This window comes from Actinoplanes solisilvae, from assembly GCF_003999975.1.
In the GTDB taxonomy this organism is placed as follows: Bacteria; Actinomycetota; Actinomycetes; order Mycobacteriales; family Micromonosporaceae; genus Actinoplanes; species Actinoplanes solisilvae.
On sequence record NZ_RJAC01000028.1, the window covers coordinates 31,793 to 51,414 of the forward strand.

19 protein-coding genes are annotated in these 19,622 nt (G+C 71.6%); 14 read left to right on the forward strand and 5 right to left on the reverse strand.

Going from position 1 to position 19,622, the window contains the following annotated elements; all coding sequences use genetic code 11:
- Window positions 1-106 precede the first annotated feature (106 nt).
- From EER30_RS39945 to EER30_RS39955, 3 genes are all read left to right on the forward strand, one after another.
- The gene (locus tag EER30_RS39945; protein ID WP_127506893.1) at window positions 107-1,045 is read left to right on the forward strand and encodes an alpha/beta hydrolase; all 939 of its coding nucleotides are present in this window, start codon (window positions 107-109) and stop codon (window positions 1,043-1,045) included.
- A 35-nt stretch (window positions 1,046-1,080) separates the two neighbouring features.
- Complete coding sequence (locus EER30_RS39950) at window positions 1,081-1,614, forward strand: hypothetical protein (RefSeq protein WP_127506895.1); 534 nt, start codon at window positions 1,081-1,083, stop codon at window positions 1,612-1,614.
- Window positions 1,615-2,191: 577 nt separating this feature from the next.
- On the forward strand, window positions 2,192-3,247 hold the full coding sequence (locus EER30_RS39955) for an aldo/keto reductase (protein ID WP_240670602.1): 1,056 nt from the start codon (window positions 2,192-2,194) through the stop codon (window positions 3,245-3,247).
- Window positions 3,248-3,297: 50 nt separating this feature from the next.
- Here EER30_RS39955 and ald read toward each other — a convergent pair whose 3' ends face one another.
- On the reverse strand, window positions 3,298-4,410 hold the full coding sequence (gene ald / locus EER30_RS39960) for an alanine dehydrogenase (protein WP_127506897.1): 1,113 nt from the start codon (window positions 4,408-4,410) through the stop codon (window positions 3,298-3,300).
- Between the two features lie 123 nt (window positions 4,411-4,533).
- Between ald and EER30_RS39965 the strand changes: the two genes are divergently transcribed.
- The 3 genes from EER30_RS39965 to EER30_RS39975 all read left to right on the forward strand — a co-directional run bounded on the left by EER30_RS39965 (window position 4,534) and on the right by EER30_RS39975 (window position 7,505).
- Window positions 4,534-5,004: an Lrp/AsnC family transcriptional regulator gene (locus EER30_RS39965; protein ID WP_127506899.1), complete on the forward strand. Its 471-nt coding sequence runs from the start codon at window positions 4,534-4,536 to the stop codon at window positions 5,002-5,004.
- Window positions 5,005-5,107: 103 nt separating this feature from the next.
- A complete protein-coding gene (locus EER30_RS39970; RefSeq protein WP_127506901.1) occupies window positions 5,108-6,325 on the forward strand; it encodes a GAF domain-containing sensor histidine kinase in 1,218 nt (405 codons plus the stop codon).
- A 166-nt stretch (window positions 6,326-6,491) separates the two neighbouring features.
- Window positions 6,492-7,505, forward strand: a complete 1,014-nt coding sequence (locus EER30_RS39975; protein ID WP_127506903.1) for a LacI family DNA-binding transcriptional regulator — start codon at window positions 6,492-6,494, stop codon at window positions 7,503-7,505.
- Between the two features lie 312 nt (window positions 7,506-7,817).
- Here the strand turns inward: EER30_RS39975 and EER30_RS39980 are convergent, their stop codons facing one another.
- Window positions 7,818-9,419 (reverse strand): serine/threonine-protein kinase, encoded by a 1,602-nt coding sequence (locus EER30_RS39980; RefSeq protein WP_127506905.1) that lies wholly within the window; start codon window positions 9,417-9,419, stop codon window positions 7,818-7,820.
- A 42-nt stretch (window positions 9,420-9,461) separates the two neighbouring features.
- Window positions 9,462-10,181 (reverse strand): laminin G domain-containing protein, encoded by a 720-nt coding sequence (locus EER30_RS39985; RefSeq protein WP_127506908.1) that lies wholly within the window; start codon window positions 10,179-10,181, stop codon window positions 9,462-9,464.
- 175 nt (window positions 10,182-10,356) lie between these two features.
- On the opposite strand from EER30_RS39985, the gene EER30_RS39990 reads away from it, so the two are divergent.
- Together EER30_RS39990 and EER30_RS39995 are read left to right on the forward strand one after the other, a co-directional pair.
- Window positions 10,357-10,815, forward strand: coding sequence for an STAS domain-containing protein (locus tag EER30_RS39990; protein ID WP_127506910.1), 459 nt, complete (start codon window positions 10,357-10,359; stop codon window positions 10,813-10,815).
- The gene (locus EER30_RS39995; protein ID WP_127506912.1) at window positions 10,812-11,216 is read left to right on the forward strand and encodes an ATP-binding protein; all 405 of its coding nucleotides are present in this window, start codon (window positions 10,812-10,814) and stop codon (window positions 11,214-11,216) included. The genes EER30_RS39990 and EER30_RS39995 overlap by 4 nt, the downstream gene beginning before the upstream one ends.
- A 121-nt stretch (window positions 11,217-11,337) precedes the next feature.
- Here the strand turns inward: EER30_RS39995 and EER30_RS40000 are convergent, their stop codons facing one another.
- Window positions 11,338-12,840 carry a PP2C family protein-serine/threonine phosphatase gene (locus EER30_RS40000; protein WP_127506914.1) on the reverse strand — a complete coding sequence of 501 codons (1,503 nt, stop codon included), beginning with the start codon at window positions 12,838-12,840 and terminating at the stop codon, window positions 11,338-11,340.
- A 187-nt stretch (window positions 12,841-13,027) separates the two neighbouring features.
- Between EER30_RS40000 and EER30_RS40005 the strand changes: the two genes are divergently transcribed.
- The 4 genes from EER30_RS40005 (at window position 13,028) to EER30_RS49100 (ending at window position 16,204) form a co-directional block, all read left to right on the forward strand.
- Complete coding sequence (locus EER30_RS40005; RefSeq protein ID WP_127506916.1) at window positions 13,028-13,813, forward strand: hypothetical protein; 786 nt, start codon at window positions 13,028-13,030, stop codon at window positions 13,811-13,813.
- A gap of 111 nt (window positions 13,814-13,924) precedes the next feature.
- Entirely contained in the window at window positions 13,925-15,424 is a 1,500-nt protein-coding gene (locus tag EER30_RS47605; protein WP_164842654.1) for an ATP-binding protein, read from the forward strand.
- 138 nt (window positions 15,425-15,562) lie between these two features.
- Window positions 15,563-15,973, forward strand: coding sequence for a hypothetical protein (locus tag EER30_RS40015; RefSeq protein ID WP_127506918.1), 411 nt, complete (start codon window positions 15,563-15,565; stop codon window positions 15,971-15,973).
- A gap of 51 nt (window positions 15,974-16,024) precedes the next feature.
- Window positions 16,025-16,204: a tetratricopeptide repeat protein gene (locus tag EER30_RS49100; RefSeq protein ID WP_432417590.1), complete on the forward strand. Its 180-nt coding sequence runs from the start codon at window positions 16,025-16,027 to the stop codon at window positions 16,202-16,204.
- A 60-nt stretch (window positions 16,205-16,264) separates the two neighbouring features.
- Here EER30_RS49100 and EER30_RS40025 read toward each other — a convergent pair whose 3' ends face one another.
- Entirely contained in the window at window positions 16,265-18,190 is a 1,926-nt protein-coding gene (locus tag EER30_RS40025) for a hybrid sensor histidine kinase/response regulator (RefSeq protein WP_127506920.1), read from the reverse strand.
- A gap of 61 nt (window positions 18,191-18,251) precedes the next feature.
- Between EER30_RS40025 and EER30_RS40030 the strand changes: the two genes are divergently transcribed.
- Both EER30_RS40030 and EER30_RS40035 read left to right on the forward strand, forming a co-directional pair.
- Window positions 18,252-19,073 carry an SAM-dependent methyltransferase gene (locus EER30_RS40030; RefSeq protein WP_127506922.1) on the forward strand — a complete coding sequence of 274 codons (822 nt, stop codon included), beginning with the start codon at window positions 18,252-18,254 and terminating at the stop codon, window positions 19,071-19,073.
- A gap of 67 nt (window positions 19,074-19,140) precedes the next feature.
- Window positions 19,141-19,563 (forward strand): response regulator, encoded by a 423-nt coding sequence (locus tag EER30_RS40035; protein ID WP_127506924.1) that lies wholly within the window; start codon window positions 19,141-19,143, stop codon window positions 19,561-19,563.
- The last annotated feature ends 59 nt before the right edge of the window (window positions 19,564-19,622 follow it).

Genomic DNA, 19,622 nt, shown 5'->3' on the forward strand with positions numbered 1-19,622 from the left:
GCTGGGACCGCGGCGAGCTGGGACCGCGGCGAGCTGAGACCCGCGGCGAGCCGTGACAGGTGCCGCGGGTGGTGAACCTCGGGTCGCGGGGTCCGTTTGGTCTTCCGTGATCTTCCGCTGGTTCGTCCGTGTTCTCTGCGCGCTGGTCGTGCTCGTCGTGCTGGCGATCGGCGCGATCTATGCCTGGCCGCTCGGGCTCGACCGGGGCGCCGCCCACCCGGCCGGGTTCGCCGAGGCCCGCGCAAGGGTCGCCGACGCGGTCTCGCGGGACGAGGCCGACCCGGCGGTGACGGCGCGGTGCCGTACGCGGGCTCTGGTCCACCCCGGACGCACAGCCAAGGCGGTGCTGATGCTGCACGGCTACACCGACTGCCCCGCCCAGTTCGACGAATTGGCCCGTCTCTACTACGACCAGGGTTACAACGTGCTGGTGCCTCGTGCGCCCCGGCACGGCGTCACGGACCCGAAGGCGCACGCCGGGCTGCACGCCGACGAGCTCCTCGCGTACGCCTCGGACTCTCTTGATCTTGTCTCGGCCCTCGGCGACGAGGCCGGGATCGTGGGCATCTCGGGCGGGGCGGTGCTGGCCACGTGGCTGGCCGAGAACCGGCCGGTGGCGCGGCTGCTGTCGCTGTCGCCGTTCTATCAGCCGGCCGCGTCGCAGGCGCCGTCGTGGCAGGTCAAGCCCCTGATCGTGCTCTATGGCGGCCGGTTGCTGCCGGACCACTTCAACAGCCACGGCTTCTCGTACGCCGCCCTGTCGCAATACCTGCGCATCGCCCGCGACTTCAGCGACTCGCCGCGCACCGGGTCGCTGAAGTCGGTCGGCCTGGTGACCACGCCGGGTGACACGTTCGTCGACCTGTCGCGCGCCGCCACGGTGACGTCGTCGCTGGCCTCGGCGAACGGGCTGCGCTCGAACAGCTTCACGATCCCCGGAGCGTGGGGGATCGGCCACGACACCGTCGACCCGGCCGGGCTCGGAACCCACGCGGCGGAGTTGGAGAAGACCTACTTCGACCTGTACGAGGGCAGGGCCGCCTGACGGAACCCTCGGGGGCGGGACGGTGTCATGGAGACATGCGCCTTCCCGCCCTTTTCGTGGCCGTGCTCCTCCTCGCGGCCGCCTGCACAGCCGACCCGGTTCCCGCGCCCGTCTCGCCGACCTCCGGCCCGGCCGGCCCGTCCTCCGGGTCGACAGTGTCGCCGCCGCCCGGCACCGTCGACTGCGCGCACGTCATCGGCGGCGAGGAAGCACCCGCGGACGGCGCCCAGGTCGTCCTCGGCGCGGTGTCGCTGCCGAGCCGGGTGCTGGAGCCGCAGGACTCGGGCGAGCCCGGATGGCTCTTCGCCAAACAGGGCCTGGTCGTGCGGGCCGGCACCGCGGTGTCGCTGACCGTCGCTCCCGCGGCCGCGGGCAAGGCGACCATCGGCTGGGGCAGCCCGGGCCCGCGGGGAACCACGATCAGCGTCCCCGCCTGCCAGGGCGCCAACCCCTGGCTGGCCTTCGCCGGCGGCTACACCGTGCGCGAGCCGCTCTGCGTCCCCCTGATCGTCCGCGTGAACGGACGCGAGGAGCGCGCGAGCGTCAGCGTCGGCGCCCGATGTGCCTGACCATGTCCGCGAGGGCACCGGCCCGGGATCTCGACTCGGACTTTCACCGGCGCGATCAGCTATTCTGTGTCTTCCCCGGGGGAATCGCCGTGCTATTCAGCTGAGTGCTGTATGGCTGATTGCCAGCTGGCATTTGCGAGCCCGCTATTGTCGCCGTCCGTCACAATCCACTTGAGGCGAGTGCGGGATCTCACCCTGACAGGGCTCGGCTCTGCTGGGGAGGCGTCAGCAATGATGAGCGATCAATCTTCCGAGGGTAGATCCAATTCCGTCATGCGGTCTTGGGTCTCCATGTTGATTCTCGTCGTCCTTTTGGGCTCGTGCGCCGTGGTCGCCGGAATTAATTTCTAGTGGCTTTGCCGTCTCCGCGCAACGCTTTCGGCAATTCGCGTTCGAGATGTCTATTCCGGCGCGGCGCAAGTAAATCATGACGCCGGTGAAGGGCCGGTCCGGCGAGTCGGCCGGCCGGCCCTCACCGTCGTCGGAGATCACAGCGGGCGACCGGGCGTTCCGGTGGACAGTCGACGCTGGGCGGGGAAGGCTGGGTTCAGCGTTCGCCGATGGTCAGGGAGAAGCAATGACGATGCAGTACCGGCAACTCGGCCGTACGGGTCTGAGGGTTTCGACGTTCACCCTGGGCACGATGGGCTTCGGCGGGACCGGGTGGGCGTCGCCGGTGGGGAAGATCGACGTGGCGGGGGCGCGTGAGCAGATCGCTATCGCGCGCGACGCCGGCGTCAACCTCATCGACACGGCTGATGTCTACTCGGCGGGGCTCAGTGAGGAGATTCTGGGCGAGGCGCTCGGTGACAGCCGTGATGACGTGCTGATCGCCACCAAGGTGCGGATGCCGATGGGGGACGGGCAGAACGACGCCGGCCTCTCGCGGCACCACATCATCCGGGGGGCGGAGGCCAGCCTGCGGCGGCTCGGCACCGACTACATCGACCTCTACCAGGTGCACGAGTGGGACGGCCAGACGCCGCTCGAAGAGACGCTGACCGCGCTCGACGACCTCGTGCGCAGCGGCAAGGTCCGTTACATCGGGTGCTCGAACTACGCCGCCTGGCACATGGTCAAGGCGCTCGGCGTGTCCGACGCGCGGCAGCTCGAGCGGTTCGCCAGCACGCAGGTGTTCTACTCGCTGGCCAACCGGGACATCGAGGCCGAGATCGTGCCCGCCGCGGTCGACCAGGGGGTCGGCATCCTGGTGTGGAGCCCCCTCGCGGGCGGTCTCGTGTCGGGCAAGTACCGGCGCGGCGTTCAGGCGCCCGAGGGCAGCCGGCACCTGTCGGAGTGGAACGAGCCGCCGATCCACGACGAGGACCGGCTGTACGACTCGATCGAGCTCGCCGTGAAGATCGGTGAGTCGCACGGGGTGTCGGCGGCGCAGGTGTCGCTGGCCTACATCGCGCAGAAGCCGGGCGTGACCTCGCTGATCGTCGGTGCCCGCACGCCCGAGCAACTGCGCGACAACCTCGCCGCGGCCGACCTCGAGCTGTCCGCCGACGAGGTCAAGGCGCTCGACGACGCGACCAGCGAGCCGCTGCGCTACCCGTTCTGGCACCACCGCAACACGAGCACCGACCGTCTCAGCGCGGCCGACCTCACCCAGATCAGCCACTACCTGTAAACAAAGAACGGCCGCCCGCGCGAACAACGCGGGCGGCCGTCAGGAAACGGTCAGAGAACGGATGCCACCGGCACCGAGGGCAGGCCCAGCGCCGTCCCGACCGACTCGTTCGTCAGGTCGCCGTCGTGCACGTTCAGCCCGAGCGCGAGCGCCGGGTCGGCCGCCAGCGCCGAACGCCAGCCCAGGTCGGCCAGGCGAAGGGCGTACGGGAGGGTGGCGTTGGTCAGGGCGTAGGTCGAGGTGTTGGGCACGGCGCCCGGCATGTTGGCCACGCAGTAGAAGACCGACTCGTGCACCTTGTAGACGGGGTTCTCGTGGGTCGTCGGGCGTGAGTCCTCGAAGCAGCCGCCCTGGTCGATCGCGATGTCGACGAGCACCGCGCCCGGCTTCATGCGCTTGACGAGCTCGTTGGAGACCAGCGTCGGGGCCTTCGCGCCGGGCACGAGGACCGCGCCGATCACCATGTCGGCCTCGATCACCGACTGCTCGATCGCGTAGGACGACGAGACCAGCGTCTTCACCCGGCCGTTGAACTGGGCGTCGATCTGGCGCAGCCGGGCGATGTTGAGGTCGAGCACGGTCACGTCGGCGCCCATGCCCAGCGCGATCGTCGCCGCGTTGACGCCGGAGACGCCGCCGCCGATGACGGTCACCTTGGCCGGGGCGACGCCCGGGACGCCACCGGGGAGCACACCGCGCCCGCCCGAGTTGCGCATGAGGCTGTACGCACCCACCTGCGGGGCGAGCCGCCCGGCGACCTCGCTCATCGGGGCCAGCAGAGGCAGCGAGCCGTCCGCGAGCTGCACCGTCTCGTACGCGATGGCGGTGGTGCCGCTGGCCAGCAGAGCCTTGGTGCCTTCGGCGTCGGCGGCCAGGTGCAGGTAGGTGAACAGGACCTGGCCGGCGCGCAGGCGGTGGTACTCGGCGGCGATCGGCTCCTTGACCTTGAGGAGCAGGTCGGCGCGCTGCCACACGGTGTCGGCGTCGGGGGCGATCTCGGCGCCCGCGGCGACGAAGTCCTGGTCGGTGATGGCCGAACCGTTGCCCGCGCCCGCCTCGATCAGCACGGAGTGCCCGCGGCGGACGAACTCGGCGACACCCGCGGGGGTGATCGCCACTCGGTACTCGTGGTTCTTGATCTCGGCCGGCACACCGATCTGCATGACTTGTCCTCTCGTCGCCGCGTGGCATCAGGGTGGAACGATGTGCAGTTGTGGCGCAAGGAGAGCGAAGATGATTCTGTACGCTGTGACGTGCCCGAAGAAGATGCGAAAAGTGAGATCAGCATGACCGACGTACCGAAGGATCTTCGAGGCCTGGATCACATCGACCGTGAGTTGCTGGCGCTGCTCGAGGCCGACGGCCGCATGCCGAACAACGCCCTCGCCGAGCGCGTGGGCATCGCCGCCTCCACCTGCCTCACCCGCATCAGGCGGCTGCGCGAGATCGGCGCGATCCGCGGCTTCCACGCCGACGTCGACCCGGAGTGGATCGGCCGGCCCATCCAGGCGATGATCGCGGTCAAGATCCGGTCGGAGTCGCGCGACGCGATCGGCAAGTTCGCCGAGTCGCTGGCGGGTATTCCCGCCGTACGGGAGGTGTACTTCGTCTCCGGCTCGTACGATTTTCTGCTGCACGTGGCGACGGCCGACGTCGAGGATCTGCGCGAAGTCATCACCGAGCGCCTCAGCGGCACCCGATTGATCGCCGGCACCGAGACCTACCTGATTTTCGAGCACCGCAGAGGCAACTACTGAGCACCGCTCTGCACCCGATCCAACGCTCAGGGGCGAGGGCGCCCGGCCGACCGTGGACCTTCGAACGGGAGCCCCCGGATCAGGCGAACCTAAGGACTCGGATATGTCGGACACACTGGCACTGGCGGACGCCGCCGAGCGGGAGCGCCTCGCGGTCCTGCGCGCGTACGGCGTGCTCGACACGCCCGCCGAGAGCGACTTCGACGACATCGCCGTCCTGGCCGCCCAGCTCTGCGGCACCCCGATCGCCGCGGTGACCCTGGTCGACGAGCACCGCCAGTGGTTCAAGGCCCGCGTCGGGCTGGACATCTGCGAGACCGCCCGCGAGGACTCGTTCTGCGCCCGGGCGATGCTCAGCGACGAGGTCATGCAGGTCCCCGACGCGCGCGTCGACCCCCGCTTCGCGAACAACCCGCTGGTCACCGGCCATCCGGGCATCGTCTTCTACGCCGGGGCGCCGCTGGTCACCTCGAGCGGGCAGGTGCTGGGCAGCCTCTGCGTCATCGACCGGGAGACCCGCGTGCTGACCCCGGCCGAGTGTCAGGGCCTGCGGACCCTCGCCCGGCACGTCGTCGCCCAGCTCGAGCTGCGGCAGTACGCCCGCGGGCTCGACGCGGCCAACGAGCGGCTGCGCGACGCCGACAAGCTCAAGGACGAGTTCATCTCACGGGTCACCCACGAGCTGCGTACGCCCCTGACGTCGATCAACGGATACCTGGAGATGCTCGCCGACGACGACCTCGATCCGGGCGCCGGCCCCGAGTTCCTGCGCCGCATCCGCCGCAACTCCGACCGGCTGATGGCGCTCGTCGAGGACATGCTGCTCGCCGCGCGGGCCGGCCACGACGATCTGCGCCTGAACAAGCGCGTGCTCGACCTGGCCGAACTGTCGCGCGCCGCCGTGGTGCGCAACGGCGACCTGGCCGACGGCCGCGGCCTCGAGATCGTCGCCGACGCCCGCGAGCCCGTCGTGGTCGAAGCCGACGAGGCCCGCCTGGTGCAGGTGGTCGAACGGCTGGTGCTCAACGCGGTCAAGTTCACCCCGACCGGCTCGATCACGGTCAGCGCGGCCGTGCACGGAGACCGCGCGGTGCTCGTCGTGCGCGACACCGGCATCGGCATGAGCGTGCTCGACAGCGAACGGGTGCTCGCGCCCTTCCGCCGCGCGGCGACCGCCGAACGGGCCGAGGTGCAGGGCGCCGGGCTGGGCCTGAGCATCGCCAAGGCAATCGTCGACGGCCACGGCGGCTCGATCCGCATCGAGAGCCAGCCCGGCCAGGGCGCCGCGGTCATCGTCGAGCTGCCCCGCTACGGCGGATGAGCGGCAGTGTCCACACCGGCGCCGGCCCGGCGTCGCGGTGGCTGATCCGCCGCCGGCCATAAAGATCATGTTGCGGGAAGCGCGGGACAGGTACCTTGTGTCGGGCGCGGACACCGATCGCGCCGGGGGGCGCGGACGATGAATCGCGCCAGGGAGGTGCCAAGCGATGACGACCGAGCGGAACCGGGCCAGCGGCCGGCCGACCCTGGAAGAGGTCGCGGTGCGCGCCGGCGTCGGCCGCGGCACCGTGTCCCGGGTGGTGAACGGCTCGGCCCAGGTCAGCCCGCGCGCGCGGCAGGCGGTCGAAGACGCGATCCAGGAGCTCGGCTACGTCCCCAACCGGGCCGCCCGCACCCTGGTCACGCAGCGCACCGACTCGATCGCGCTGGTCATCTTCGAGTCCGGCGAGCGGTTCTTCCGTGAGCCGTTCTTCGGCCGCATCGTGCAGTCGATCTCGTCGGTGCTGGTCGCCCGCAACCTCCAGATGGTCCTCATGATCGCGCAGGCCCCCGAGGAGCGCCGCCGCCTCGAGGGCTACCTGACCCGCCAGCACGTCGACGGCGCCCTGCTGCTGTCCCTGCACGGCGACGACCCGCTGCCCGCCGTTCTCGAGGAGCGCGGCGTCGCCACCGTCCGCGTCGGCCGCCCGATGTACGCCGAACGTGGCACCTACGTCGACGCCGACAACCGCGCCGGCGCCCGCGAGGCCGTCGCCTACCTGCGCTCCCAGGGCCGCCGCCACATCGCCGCGATCACCGGCCCGCTCGACATGGCCGCCGGCATCGCCCGCCTCGAGGGCTACCGCGACGTGGTCGGCGACGGCCCGGTGGCGTTCGGCGACTTCAGCGAGGAGAGCGGCGCCGCCGCCATGCGCCGCCTGCTCGAACAACATCCCGATCTCGACGCCGTCTTCGCCGCCTCCGACATGATGGCCGCCGGCGCCCTGCAGGTCCTGCGCCAGCTCGGCCGCCGCATCCCCGACGACGTCGCCGTCATAGGCTTCGACGACTCGGTCATCGCCCGCCACACCGACCCCCCGCTGACCAGCGTCGACCAGCCGATAGCCGAGATGGGCCGCGAGATGGTCCGCCTCCTCCTGGCCAAGATCGACGGCAGCGACGAGGCCGGCGACACCGAGATCGTCCTCCCCACCAGCCTCGTCATCCGCGGCTCGGCCTGAAAATCCATTCAGCAGTACGAGTCCTCCAACGCGAACCGGGCCAGCAGCCCCGCTGGGTGCCGTCCCGGCCCCTCTGCGCCGCCTCCGGGCTGTCCTGCAACAACACCCCTTCCTGTTTGATCGCCGAACGCTGATCCTGGAATCTGGGGCCTCGATCGCGTTCGAGGGGCCTACTTTCGTGGTCTTGGGATCGATGGTGGAAGGGAAGGGGCCCCGTTCCCGCGAAGTAGCACTTCGTTCGTCTCGTGCGGCACGAGCATCCGGTCGCCGTGACCGCGCCACCAGGCGAACGCGCCGGGCAGCCAGCCGGGCCTAGATGCCGGCGGCGCGGTCGAGGTCGGCCAGCCGGGTGCGGAGAACCGCCACGTGTTCGGGTTTGACGCCGCCCTCGTCGATGCGCTCGTCGAGTTTGCGGCGCAGCGAGTCGACCTGGCGCACCACCTCGTCGGGGCCGGCGTCGGCGAAGGCCAGGGGCCGCAGCAGGTTGAGGAAGTCGGTGGCCACATCGGAGCGGATGGTGCCGTCGGCCGCGCCGTCCTCGACCGCGCTGCGGAACCGGTTCACGGCGTCGTCGAGCCGCAGCGAGGGGAGCACCTTCGGAGTGGACGAGAACGACGGCGCGTTCGCCGGGCTGGTGCTCGGCGCCGGGGAGGACGACACGATCGCGGGTGGGAGCGGTTCGGGGATCGCCTGCGGAGACCCGCGCGGCCAGTTGACCGCGATCACCGCGCCGCCGATGGCCGCCAGCAGCGCGACAACGGTCACGCCGAGCACCCAGCGGCGGGTCGGCGGCGGCGTGAGCGCGAGGGTTGCGGGCGCGGCACGCCCGGTGGCGTAGGCGGGATGTTCAGCGCCCGCCCGAGGTTCCTCGGCCGTGCTCCGGACCCGGCCGCCGTTCTCTGCGGGCCGCCCGGCCGTGGAAGCACCGGTTCGCCGTCCAGGCCCGACAGGCCCGGATGGCGTGGCAGGCCCGGATGGCACAGCGGGCCTGGGTGGTGCGGCGGGGCTCGGCGATCCGGACGGCTCGGGTGGCTCGGCCGGGCGGGGTGAGCCGTTCGGGCTGGGGAGAGGAGCGGACAGGATCGAGGCGGGCGGCGCCTCGAAGGTGGGCTTGAGCCAGAGCGCGGTCAGGTCGAACCGGATCTCCTCAGCCCCCGGCCGGTCGGCGGGGGAGTCGGCCAGGCAGCGGGTCACCAGGTCGCGGAAGGCGCACGGCAGGTCGTCGGGGAGAACCTGGGGGCCCGACGCGCGCGCGGCGGCCAGCTCTTCCCAGCTGTCGACCGGAAAAGGCGGGTCGCCGGTCACCATCTCGAAGAGCAGGACGCCCAGACCGTACACATCGGTAGCGGGCTCGGCGGGCATGCCGTCCAGACGTTCGGGGGCCGCGTAGGCGGGGGTGCCGAACGTCGAGCCGGTGTCGTCGTCGTCCGGCTCGCCCGCGGTGGCGCTGATGCCGAAGTCGAGGATCTTCACGCCGGTCGGGGTGAGCATGACGTTGCCGGGCTTGATGTCGCGGTGCACCACCGCGTTCGCGTGGGCGGCGGCCAGGGCGTCGGCGACCGCGGCCCCGATGCGGGCCGCCTCGGGCAGCCCGATCGGCTCACGGTCGAGGCGGGCCGCCACACTCTCGCCGGCCAGCAACTCCATCACGACGAAGGGCGCCACCGTGCCGTCCGGGCGAACCGCCTCCCGGTAGTCGTGGACGGCGGCGATGTTCGGGTGACTGAGCCGGGCTGCCATTCGCGCCTCGCGGCGTACCACCTGCGATCCGTGCGGCAGTTTCACCGCGACCGGGCGGCCCAGCAGTTCGTCGTCGGCCTGCCAGATCTCGGCCATGCCGCCGGCCTCCAGCATCGTGACCAGGCGATATCGTGCCGCCAGCAGCATCCCGGACCGAGGCCACTCTTCGCTCACCAGGGAACATTCGCCCGGATCGTTACGTGTGTCAACACCTCGTCACCAGTCGGACTCCTCCACGTCCACGGCGATGTAGTCGATGTCCCCGTGGAAGTAGTCGCAGCCCACGTCGACCTGATCGCAGTCGGTCTTGCCGCCGATCGCGACCGGCCAGGAGTTGTCGATCGGGCCGGTCCAGCCCTCGCGCGAGGCCACCTCGCGCCCGTCGATGGCGAGCGTGACGCCGTCGCCGGTGCGTTCACACCGTACGGTGTGCCATTCGCCGTCGTTGATCGGGCGCGGCGCCGTGACCAGCAAGGAGGTGCGCGAGCCACGGAACCAGCACTGCACTTTCCCGTTGGGGATCTGGAGCTTGAAGCTGCCGCCCCGCACGGTCGCCTGTCCCTTCTGGACGATGTTGCCGAAGAAGTCCCGGGTACGCAGCCGCAGATCGATTGCGTAATCGCGGGAGCCCGGGTTGAGCCGGTCGGCGTCGGGGACGATCACCAGGTGCCCGGGATGGGCCGGCGGGGTGTCCGGTTCCAGGCGGTCGAAGCCGTACGCCGTCCGGTCGCCCGACCGCAGGCCGACCGCGACGTCCTCGCCGATGCGCCCGTCGAAGCCGTGCCCGGTGACGTCGCGCATCGTCCGGGAGCCGGGGCGCTCGTTCATGGTCCAGAGCGCCAATTCGTAGTCGGGGGCCGCGGTTGCCGCGCCTCCTGTGGTGACCAGCAGGGCCGCCGAGGTCAGAGAGACAATCCACAAACGCCGCTTCTTCATGGTTCATCCCCGAACACGCTTTATTTCCAATTTGACCCTTTCAGTCTAAGGGGGGCGACTCGTCCCCGCACCGGTAAGAGACCGGATTCGCCCGCCAGCCGGACATCGTTGGGAACCGGAACTCCGGGTGCGATGATGTGACCGGTCACGGGCATGGGAGGGGTCGGTCCGCGGGATGGGGCACTTCGAGGCGAGAACCGACAAGGGAACCGGCCATGTGCGGGTGACCCTGACCGGCGAATGCGACCTTGCGGTCCGCGATGAACTGCACGCCGTGCTGACCGCGGCCGTGCGCGCCGCCCCGCTGGTGATCGTCGACCTGGGCGCCCTCGAGTTCCTCGACTCCAGCGGCGTACACGGGCTGATCGTCGCCCACCACGAGGCGCAGGCCCGCGGCGCCCGGGTCACGCTCGTGAACCCGACCGGCGCGGTCGCCGCGGTGCTCGACCTCACCGGCGTCGGATCCCTGCTGGGCACACCGGCCGGCGAGCCCGCGCCCGCCGGCCAGCGCCCGGACGTGGCGGGCGGCGAGTCCGCGCCCGTCGGCAAGCGTCCGGACGTGGCGGGCGGCGAGTCCGCGAGCAGCCGGCATCGCACGGCCGTCGGGGACGAACAGACACGGGCCGGCGGATGAGCGACGAGTTCTACGAGACCACGTACGCCGAACCGGGCGACCTGGCCAAGGTGCGGGAGTTCGTCCGCACCCGCGCCGCCCACCTCGGCCTGCCGGAGACGCGTACCGAACTGCTCACCCTGGCCGTCAGCGAACTCGCCACCAACACCCTGCAGCACACCACGGGCGGCGGCGTCGTGCGGTTGTGGGCCGACGACGGCCGCGTCGTCTGCGACGTGATCGACGGCGGCCCGGTGCGCACGCTGGGCCGCGGCATGCCCGCGGCCGACGCCCTGCGCGGCCGCGGCCTGGCCATCGTGGAGCGCGTCTGCGACGAGGTCGGCGTCGACGCCTCCGAGGACGGCACCCGCGTACGCCTCGCCCTGGCCGTCGGCCGGCACGAGGCCGGACACCCGGGCTGACCCGCGGCCGGGCGTGTCCGGGCCGGGCGTGTCAGCGCTGGTCGTGTCAGGGCCGGTCGTGCCAGGGCCGGGCGTGTCAGGGCCGGGCGTGTCAGGGCCGGGCGTGTCACCGCTGGGCGTGTCAGGGCCGGGCCACCTCGACGAGCAGGGTGCACGTGTCGTCGTCAGGGCTGGGCTGGTTGAGCCCGGCGACCAGCGCGCCCTTCGAGCCGGGCGTGGCCGAGGCCGCCGCCAGCAGGTCGACAACCCCCGGCAGCAGGGGCGGGCCGCCGCGCCGCTCGACCAGCCCGTCGGTGTAGAGCAGCAGCAGATCGCCGGGGGCCAGGCGAGGACGGCAGATCTCGTACGTCGTGTCGTCGTCGGCGCCGAGCAGCAGCCCCTCGGGCAGGTCGAGGGGAGCGGCCCGGCCGTCGCGGGCGAGCAGCGGCGCGGGATGACCGGCGCGCCCCCAGACCAGTTCGCGCGACTCGGGGTCGTACACGCTCAGGACCGCCGTGCCGGTGAGCCGCAACTGCCCGCAGAGCCGGTTGAGGTGGCCGAGCAGCGTCGCGGGGTCGTGCACGCCGATCGACAGCCACGCGATCAGGGCGAAGCGCAGGTGGGCCATGCCGTTCGCCGCGCCCAGCCCGTGACCGGCCACGTCGCCGACCGCGAGCACCACCCGGCCGTCGGCCAGGCGCTCGGCGTGGTACCAGTCGCCGCCGACCTGGACCGTGTTCTCGGCGGGCAGGTAGTTGACCAGCACTCGCAGTCCGGGCAGGGGCAGCGGCTCGCGCGGCACCGGCTGGATCATGTGTTGCAGCTGGGCGGCCAGACGGTGCTCGGCGAGGGCGGTCATCTCGCGGCTGCGCAGCTGGTCGCGCAGGCGGTCGATGGCCGTACGGGAGTCTTGAAGGGCCGTGACGTCCTGCACCACGGCGTTGATCTTCAGCGGGTTGCCGGTGGCGTCGCTGACCACATCGGAGAGGACCCGCAGGAACTTCACCGTCGAGCCGACCCGGAAGCGGACCGTCACGTCGGAGGCGGCGCCGCTGTCGAGCGTCTGCCAGGCCGTCTCGCTCAGGCCGCGGTCTTCGGTCAGCATCGCGGCGGCCTGCTGGGTGCGGCTCAGCGGGCCGAGCGCCGGGTCGCGTTCGAAGATCCGGTACATGCCGGGCGACCATTCGGTCTCGCCGGTGGCCAGATCGTATTCCGACCAGCCGAGGCTGCCGAGCAGCTCGGTCTTCTGCATGCGGCGGCGGTCCTCGTCGAGACGCTGCCACCAGACGAGCAGTCCGCCCAGTACCCGATGGACGGTCACATCGAAGAGTGAATGTGCGACGACGCCGGCCTGCTTCTCCTCATACCGGAAGTCGCGCAGCTCGGCGGCCTCGCCGTCGGCCAGAACGCGCAGGTAGAGCTGCCAGAGCGGGCCGCCGACGACGCTCGGGTAGAGCTCGCTGAGCACCTCGTCGATGCGGCTCGTGCCGCGGCGGTAGATGTCGTTGCCGCGCCCGCTCGTGGCCCCGATGCGAAAGTCGGTCACGACGCCGTTGTCGCTGGTCACGGGCAGCAACCAGGAGCAGCCCGCCGGGATCACCGCGAGCATTTCTCGTACGACGTGGGCCACGTCGTCGTCGGCCATGCGCCCAGCCTAGTGGTGGCCGGGTGGCGGGCCCGGCAGACGCACCACGGGCTCTCGCTTCCGGCCTGCTCAGCTTGGTAGCATCCCGCGATCACGCCAGCCCCGTGCGAGTGGGCGCGACCCGGGCTCGCAACAACGGAGGTCTATTCCAGTGTCGTCCGACAACCGCATGAAGGATCGTGTCAAAGTGCTGCTCAATGGGACCTCGGCGGACAGCCAGACCTCTGAACACGCCCTCGTCGCGCCGCCGCAGCAGGCCCAGGCGCAGAACGGCCAGCCGGCCGCCGCCCAGCCCGGGCAGCCTGCCGCCCAGCCGGGACAGCCGGGCGCCCACCCCAACCAGGCCCTGCAGGTGCTGACCCTCGCGCAGCGCACCGCCGAGGAACACGTCGCCCGGGCCCACCACCAGGCCGACAAGATCCGTACGGACGCGCTCGCCGCCGCCGAGCAGGTCGCCCGCGACGCCCAGGTGCACGCCCACAACGTGCGCCGCGAGGCCGAGAAGATCATGGCCGATGCCCGCGCCGCCGCCGAGCAGATCGCCCGCGACTCGCACGCCCGCACCGAGGAGGCGCGGCGCAACGCCGAGAAGATCGTCAACGACGCCCGCCAGACGTCCGAGCAGATCGGCATCGACGCCCAGGCGAACGCCGACCACCTCAACCTGCAGGCCCGCCAGCGCTACGACGACGTGGTCGGCAGTCTCGGCAACAAGCGCGAGGCGCTGCAGCAGCAGATCGAGGCGCTCGAGCACTTCGACCGCGAATACCGCTCCCGCCTCACCAGCTTCATGCAGGGCCAGCTGCGCGCCCTCTGGGTCGACCGGCCGCAGGTCGCCGGCGAGCTGGACGAGCCTGAGGTCCCCACCGGCCCCCGCCACGGCGCCGACGAGGTCGAGGACGCCGTCCCGGCCCAGCGGCACAGCGAGGAGGACGAGGTCGAGGACGAGCAGGAGGAGCGCGCCGAGCGCTGATCCGACACGTCAACTTCCGGCACGTTCGGTTATGGACTGACGGACGTCAGAGTTTTACCGTCGGTGATGCGCGGCTTCGCCCGGGGCCGCGCTCCCGACGGGAGTCGTCGTATGGACGAGTTCGTGGGACGCCATGCCTTCGAGGGACGCCGCGCCTTCACGGGAGGCCACGCCTTCGTGGGACGACACGTCGAGCTGCGCGAGCTGCTCGGCGCGGCCCGCCGTCCCGGGCTCGTCGTGCACGGGATCGGCGGCATCGGCAAGAGCCGGCTGGTGGCCGAGCTGCTGCGCCGCCTCGAGCGGGAGCACCCCGGCGGGCTGACCGTACGGGTTCCCGGCACGGCGACCGCGGCCGAGGTGGTGATCGCTCTCGGTGAACCCCGCCCGATCACCGAACCGATCATGCTGGTCGTCGACGACCTGGCCACAGTGCTGCGGGCCGGGGCAGCCGGGCGGGCCGAACCGGTCGACGCCGGCCTGGCCGGGTTCCTCACCGCCTGGACCCGCGAGCCCGGCCCCCGCCGCCTGGTCGTCACCAGCCGCTACCCGTTCGCGCTGCCCGGCAATGCCCACCGGCGCCTCGCCGAACTGCACCTGGGCCCGCTCGCCAAGGCGGAGGCCCACGAGCTGATGGCCACGCTGGCCGGACTGTCCACGCTGACCGGTGACCAGCAGGCCCGCGCGTGGGCGTTCTGCGGCGGCCACCCGCGTGCGCTGGAAGACCTCGACACGCTGCTCCGCCTGGGCGGCCCCGACTTCACCGACCTGGCCGAACGCGTCGAACGCCTGCTCGCCGACAACGGCGTCCACGACCCGGGCCGCTGGGCCGCGATCCTCGACGTGGCCGACCCCGAGGAGACGATCGCCGGCCGAGCCCTCGCCGAGGTCGTCACCACGGTCGTCGACGATCTGCTGGTGCAGGATCTGCTCGAAGTGCGATATCTGGCCTACCGGGCAGGCGACACCGCCCACCGCCTCGGCGACGACGACGAGGCCGCCCGCCACCACCACCGTGCCCTGGCCATCGACGAACGCCTGGGCCGCCGCGCGGGCCTGGCCGGCTGGCAGCGCCTGGGCCTGCTGGGCGACACCGGCGAGGCGGGCGGCGTGAGCGGTTCGGGCGGCGTTGGTGGCTCGGGTGGCTTGGGCGCCCCGGGAGGCCTGGATGGCTCGGGCGGCGCGGGGGGCTCAGGCGGCGCCGGTGGTTCGGGCGGTCCCGGTTTGGGTGGCTCGGTTCCGGGTGGCGACGGTGGTTTCGGCGGCGACCCGGCCGAGGTCGAGCGCCACCTGCGCCAGACCCTGGCCGTCGACGCCGAGCTGGGCAACCGCGCCGGCATGGCCTCGGGCCTGCACCGGCTGGGCCTGGTCTGCACCCTGACCGGCCGCCTCTCCGCCGCCGTAGCCCTGCACTGCCGGGCCCTGGCCACCGAGCTGGCCCTGAACTCCCCGGACGCCCCACTGGAACTGGCCGACCTGAGCCGCCTGCGAGCCGCGCTGGGCGACGCCGCCTTCCGGCGAGCCGCGGCCGAGGTCCTCCCCGCCGAGTCGATGAACGGCCTGGCCCGCATGCTCGACAACTTCCTCGTCTCCACCGAGAACCGCTACAACTGAGCGCCCGGGGTCCTTTCAGGGCAGACGTCGAGACACCTCCGGTCCGGCACTCGTGCGCGTTTGGGGGATGCCGCTATACAGGTTCCCGCGGTGGGCTTACCTCACGGTGTTCGCACGTTCCGGCGAAGAGGTGGCGGCATGGATCCAGAGGTGACGGCCCTCGCGGCGGCCGTGGTGCCCTATGTGTCGGCGGCGGCCGGCGCCTACGGATCAGCGGTCGTGCAGCGGGTGCAAGACTCGGCGGCCGACGCGACCATGGGGCTGGGCGGCAGGCTGTTGCGCCGCCTGCTGGGCCGCGAGGAATCCGCGGCGGCCGTCGCCGACGCGGCGGTCGACCTGGCCGAAGACCCGGCCGACGAGGATCGGGTAGCGGCGATGCGCTTGCAGATCCGCAAGGCCCTGGCCGCCGACCCTGCGCTCATGGTCGAGATCCGGGAGCTGCTCGCAGCCGAGGGCGTGTCGGTGACGGCGTCGGGCGAGCGCGCGATCGCCGCCCAGACCATCAGTGGGGTGGCGGTGACCGGCGACAACGCTCACATCACCCGATGACCGCGTCAACCGGGCGCAGCGAAGATCCGGCCCGCCGGCATCGCGCGGCGGCTGAGTAGTGTCGGCTACACGCTCTGGCGGTTGGGTCGCTACGCGGAGGCGCTGCCGCTCGAAAGACGTGCGTTGGCGATCACCGAGGCGGCGTTGCCGGAGGGCCGTCCGGACATCGCGCTGCGCCTGGACAATTTGGCGGCCACGCTACGAGGTCTGGGACAATCCGCGGAGGCATGAGGAGGCGTTGCCGTTGCGGGAATGAGCCTCGGAGATTCGCACAGCGAATGCCTCGCAGACCTAGTCAAGGCTTTGCTGGATCGCGGTGAGCAGCTGGTTCTTGCTGAACGGCTTCTCCAGCAGGGTGACCCCGGGCGCGAGTGTCCCCTGTGAAGCGAGCACCGGCCGGGCATAGCCCGACATGAACAGGACCTTGGCGCCGGGTCGCAGCTCGGCGAAGCGGTCGGCCAGGTCGCGGCCGAGCATGTGGGGCATTACCACGTCGGTGAGCAGTACGTCGATCGGGCCGGCGTGGGCCTCGGCCAGTTCGAGGGCGGTCGGGCCGTCCTCGGCGATCAGGGCCTGGTGGCCGGCGCCCAGCAGGATGCGGTGCAGGACGCCGCGCAGGGCCGGTTCGTCCTCGACGGCCAGGACCGTCACGCGGCGGACGTCGCCGGGGGCGGTTTCGGTGGCCCGTTCGATCGCGGCGGGGGCGGCGTCGGTGGCGGGCAGCAGGATCGTGAACGTGGTGCCCAGGCCCTGTTCGGAATAGATGTGCAGGTCGCCGCCGGCCGCCGTGACGATGCCGTAGACGGTGGCCAGTCCCAGGCCGGTGCCCTGCCCGGCGGGCTTGGTCGTGTAGAACGGCTCGAACGCCCGCTCGATCACCTCGGGCGGCATGCCGGTGCCGGTGTCGCTGACCCGCAGCCGCACGTAGCGGCCGGTGCGCAGGTGCGGGCGGCCCGCGGCGTAGTCGTCGTCGACGTCGATCATCTCGGTCTCGATCGACAGGCCGCCGCCGCCGGGCATCGCGTCGCGGGCGTTCACCGCGAGGTTGACCAGCACCTGGTCGAGCTGGCCGGGGTCGGCGGTCACCGAGGGCAGTTCGGGGCCCAGCCGCACGGTGAGCGTGATGTGCTCGCCGATCGAGCGGCGCAGCATCTGCTCGATGTCGGTGACCGCGTCGTTGAGGTTCAACGGCCTCGGGCGTACGACCTCCCGGCGGGCGAAGGCGAGGAGCTGGTGGGTGAGGTCGGCGCCGCGCTGGGCGGCCTTGGTGATCTGCGTGGCGTCGCCGGCGACCTCGGTCAGGCCCGCGTCGGCGGCCGACTCCTCGATGAACGTCGCGTAATTGGCGATCACCGCGATGAGGTTGTTGAAGTCGTGGGCCACGCCGCCGGCCAGCTGGCCCAGGCCTTCGAGCCGCTGGGTGCGCTGCAGCTGGGCCTCCATCCGGGCGCGTTCCGCCTCGGCCCGCAGTTGTCGCAGACCTTCCTGGGCCCGTACGCGTTCGGTGATGTCCCTGATGACCGCGCAGCGCAGCCGGCCCTCATCCGTCGGCAGGATGCTCACCGACACCTCGACCGGGACCGTACGGCCGTCGCGGCGGTGGGCCAGCGTCGGTGACTCCTCGGGGTCGAGCTCGCGCACGACCGGCGCCGGGGTCTCGGCGAGCCCGTCGGAGAGCAGGTCGGTGATCGGGCGGCCGATCAGACCGAGGCGGGTCTCGCCGAAGAGCTGCTCGGCCTCGGTGTTGGCCAGCACCACGACGTCGTCGTCGCCGACGCCGACGAAGGCGTCCGGGGCGGCTTCGAGCAGGGCCTGCAGGCTCGACTCGAGCCGTTCGCGGTGACCGACCGCGCGGGCGATCACGGTGACGCCGAGCAGCCGTTCGCCGTCGTGCAGCGGGGACATGGCGAGGGTGACCAGGATCCAGCGGCCGTCGCGGTGCCGGCGCTGGGTGCGGAAGCGTTCGAGCCGGGCGCCCGCGGCGAGCAGGGTCAGCATCTCGCGCTGGTCGCCGCGGCGGTCGGGCGGAACCAGCAGATCGGCCGTACGCCCGACGATCTCGCCGGGCGCCCAGCCGAGCAGCTTCTCGGCGGCCGGGTTCCACGACAGCACGGTGAAGTTGGGGGCGAGCGTGTAGATGGCGTCGTGCGCGGACCGCACCATGTCTTCCAGCAGGTGTGCGGTCTGATGCCGCGTCGATCCGTACGTTCCGCCCATATCCGGACCATCTTATCGAGTTCGGTGGGGGTGCCGGGCCGCTTTTGCCTACGCTCGCAGCATGAACGTGCTGGGGGAGCAGGCCGAGGCGCTGCCCGAGGTCGATCCGCAGCGGCCCAGCGTCGCGCGCATCTACAACTTCCTGCTCGGCGGCCGGCACAACTTCGCGGCCGACCGGCAGGCGGCCGCGGCGGCGCGGTCGGCCATGCCCGAGCTGCCCGCGATCCTGCGGCTCAACGGGCAGTTCATGGCCGAGGCCGTACGGCTGGCGGTCGAGGCGGGCATCGACCAGTTCCTCGATCTGGGCTGCGGCATTCCCGGCACGGGTACGGGTTATGACGTGGCCCGCCGCACGCTGCCCGCCGGCCGCATCGTCGGCGTCGACCTCGATCCGGTCGCCGTCGTGCACGGGCGGTTGCGTACCGCTGACGACCCGGCGGCCGACGTGCTCTTCGCCGATCTGCTGAACGCCGGTGCGGTGCTCGGCTCACCACCCGTACGCGGTCTGCTTGATCTTGATCGGCCGGTGGGCCTGTTGTTGGTCTCGGTCGCCCACTTCATCACGGACACCGACCGGCTCGTCGCGGCCCTCGCCGGTTATCGCGCGGCCCTGGCGCCGGGCAGCCTGCTGGCGCTGACCCACGCCTGTCGCAAGCGGCTCTCGCCCCGGGTCGATCAGGTGCGCCGGGTCTACAACAACACGACCGCCCCGATGGTGGCCCGCGACGGGGACGAGACGATGCCTCTGTTCGGTGACTGGCCGCTGCTCGAGCCGGGTCTGTGCACGTTCAAGGAGTGGTGTTCGGTGTCCGGGCGGCGTGGCGAGAGTGACGTCGCCGAGTCCGCGTTCCTCGCCGGGGTGGCTCGTAAGCCGGAACAGTGAAATCGGCACATCTCGTACTTTATGGGCGCATGCTGAGGACAAGTGTCCACGAACCCGCGGAGCGAAGATGCCCGGAGTACTCATCGCCGAGGACGACGAAGACATCGCCCTGATCCTGACGAGGCTGCTCAAGCGCGCCGGGTACACGGTGCAGCACGCGCCCGACGGGCAACGGGCGTTCGAGCTCGCGGTGGCCGGCCGGCCCGACGTGGTGCTGACCGACCTGGGGATGCCGCGGATGGACGGCCTCGAGCTGACCCGGGCGATCCGGGAGCACCCGGAGCTGCGCGACACCCCGATCGTCATGCTCAGCGGCCACCTGCACCCCGGCGACAACGGGCCGGTGCGGACGGGGGTCTGCGTGGTGCTGCTCAAGCCCTGCCCCAACGACAAGCTCCGCGAGGTCGTCAACGACCTGGCCGAGCTGGGCGCGCACGGCCACTCCGGGGCCGATTCCGGCTGCCCCGCGCGCTGGCCCGTATCCGCATGATTGTCATGAAGCATATAAAGACCGACCTAGGGTATGAATAGCCCAAGTCCGCGTCCGCG

Excerpts from the sequence above, each read along its gene's own strand:
- EER30_RS40025 (WP_127506920.1), bottom strand. The coding sequence starts at position 18,190 with ATGGGCGGAACGTACGGATCGACGCGGCATCAGACCGCACACCTGCTG.
- EER30_RS39985 (WP_127506908.1), bottom strand. The coding sequence starts at position 10,181 with ATGAAGAAGCGGCGTTTGTGGATTGTCTCTCTGACCTCGGCGGCCCTG.
- EER30_RS47605 (WP_164842654.1), top strand. The coding sequence starts at position 13,925 with ATGGACGAGTTCGTGGGACGCCATGCCTTCGAGGGACGCCGCGCCTTC.
- EER30_RS39950 (WP_127506895.1), top strand. The coding sequence starts at position 1,081 with ATGCGCCTTCCCGCCCTTTTCGTGGCCGTGCTCCTCCTCGCGGCCGCC.
- EER30_RS39970 (WP_127506901.1), top strand. The coding sequence starts at position 5,108 with ATGTCGGACACACTGGCACTGGCGGACGCCGCCGAGCGGGAGCGCCTC.
- EER30_RS40035 (WP_127506924.1), top strand. The coding sequence starts at position 19,141 with ATGCCCGGAGTACTCATCGCCGAGGACGACGAAGACATCGCCCTGATC.
- EER30_RS40000 (WP_127506914.1), bottom strand. The coding sequence starts at position 12,840 with ATGGCCGACGACGACGTGGCCCACGTCGTACGAGAAATGCTCGCGGTG.
- EER30_RS39965 (WP_127506899.1), top strand. The coding sequence starts at position 4,534 with ATGACCGACGTACCGAAGGATCTTCGAGGCCTGGATCACATCGACCGT.
- EER30_RS39995 (WP_127506912.1), top strand. The coding sequence starts at position 10,812 with ATGAGCGACGAGTTCTACGAGACCACGTACGCCGAACCGGGCGACCTG.
- EER30_RS39955 (WP_240670602.1), top strand. The coding sequence starts at position 2,192 with ATGACGATGCAGTACCGGCAACTCGGCCGTACGGGTCTGAGGGTTTCG.
- EER30_RS39975 (WP_127506903.1), top strand. The coding sequence starts at position 6,492 with ATGACGACCGAGCGGAACCGGGCCAGCGGCCGGCCGACCCTGGAAGAG.
- ald (WP_127506897.1), bottom strand. The coding sequence starts at position 4,410 with ATGCAGATCGGTGTGCCGGCCGAGATCAAGAACCACGAGTACCGAGTG.
- EER30_RS40015 (WP_127506918.1), top strand. The coding sequence starts at position 15,563 with ATGGATCCAGAGGTGACGGCCCTCGCGGCGGCCGTGGTGCCCTATGTG.
- EER30_RS40030 (WP_127506922.1), top strand. The coding sequence starts at position 18,252 with ATGAACGTGCTGGGGGAGCAGGCCGAGGCGCTGCCCGAGGTCGATCCG.
- EER30_RS39990 (WP_127506910.1), top strand. The coding sequence starts at position 10,357 with ATGGGGCACTTCGAGGCGAGAACCGACAAGGGAACCGGCCATGTGCGG.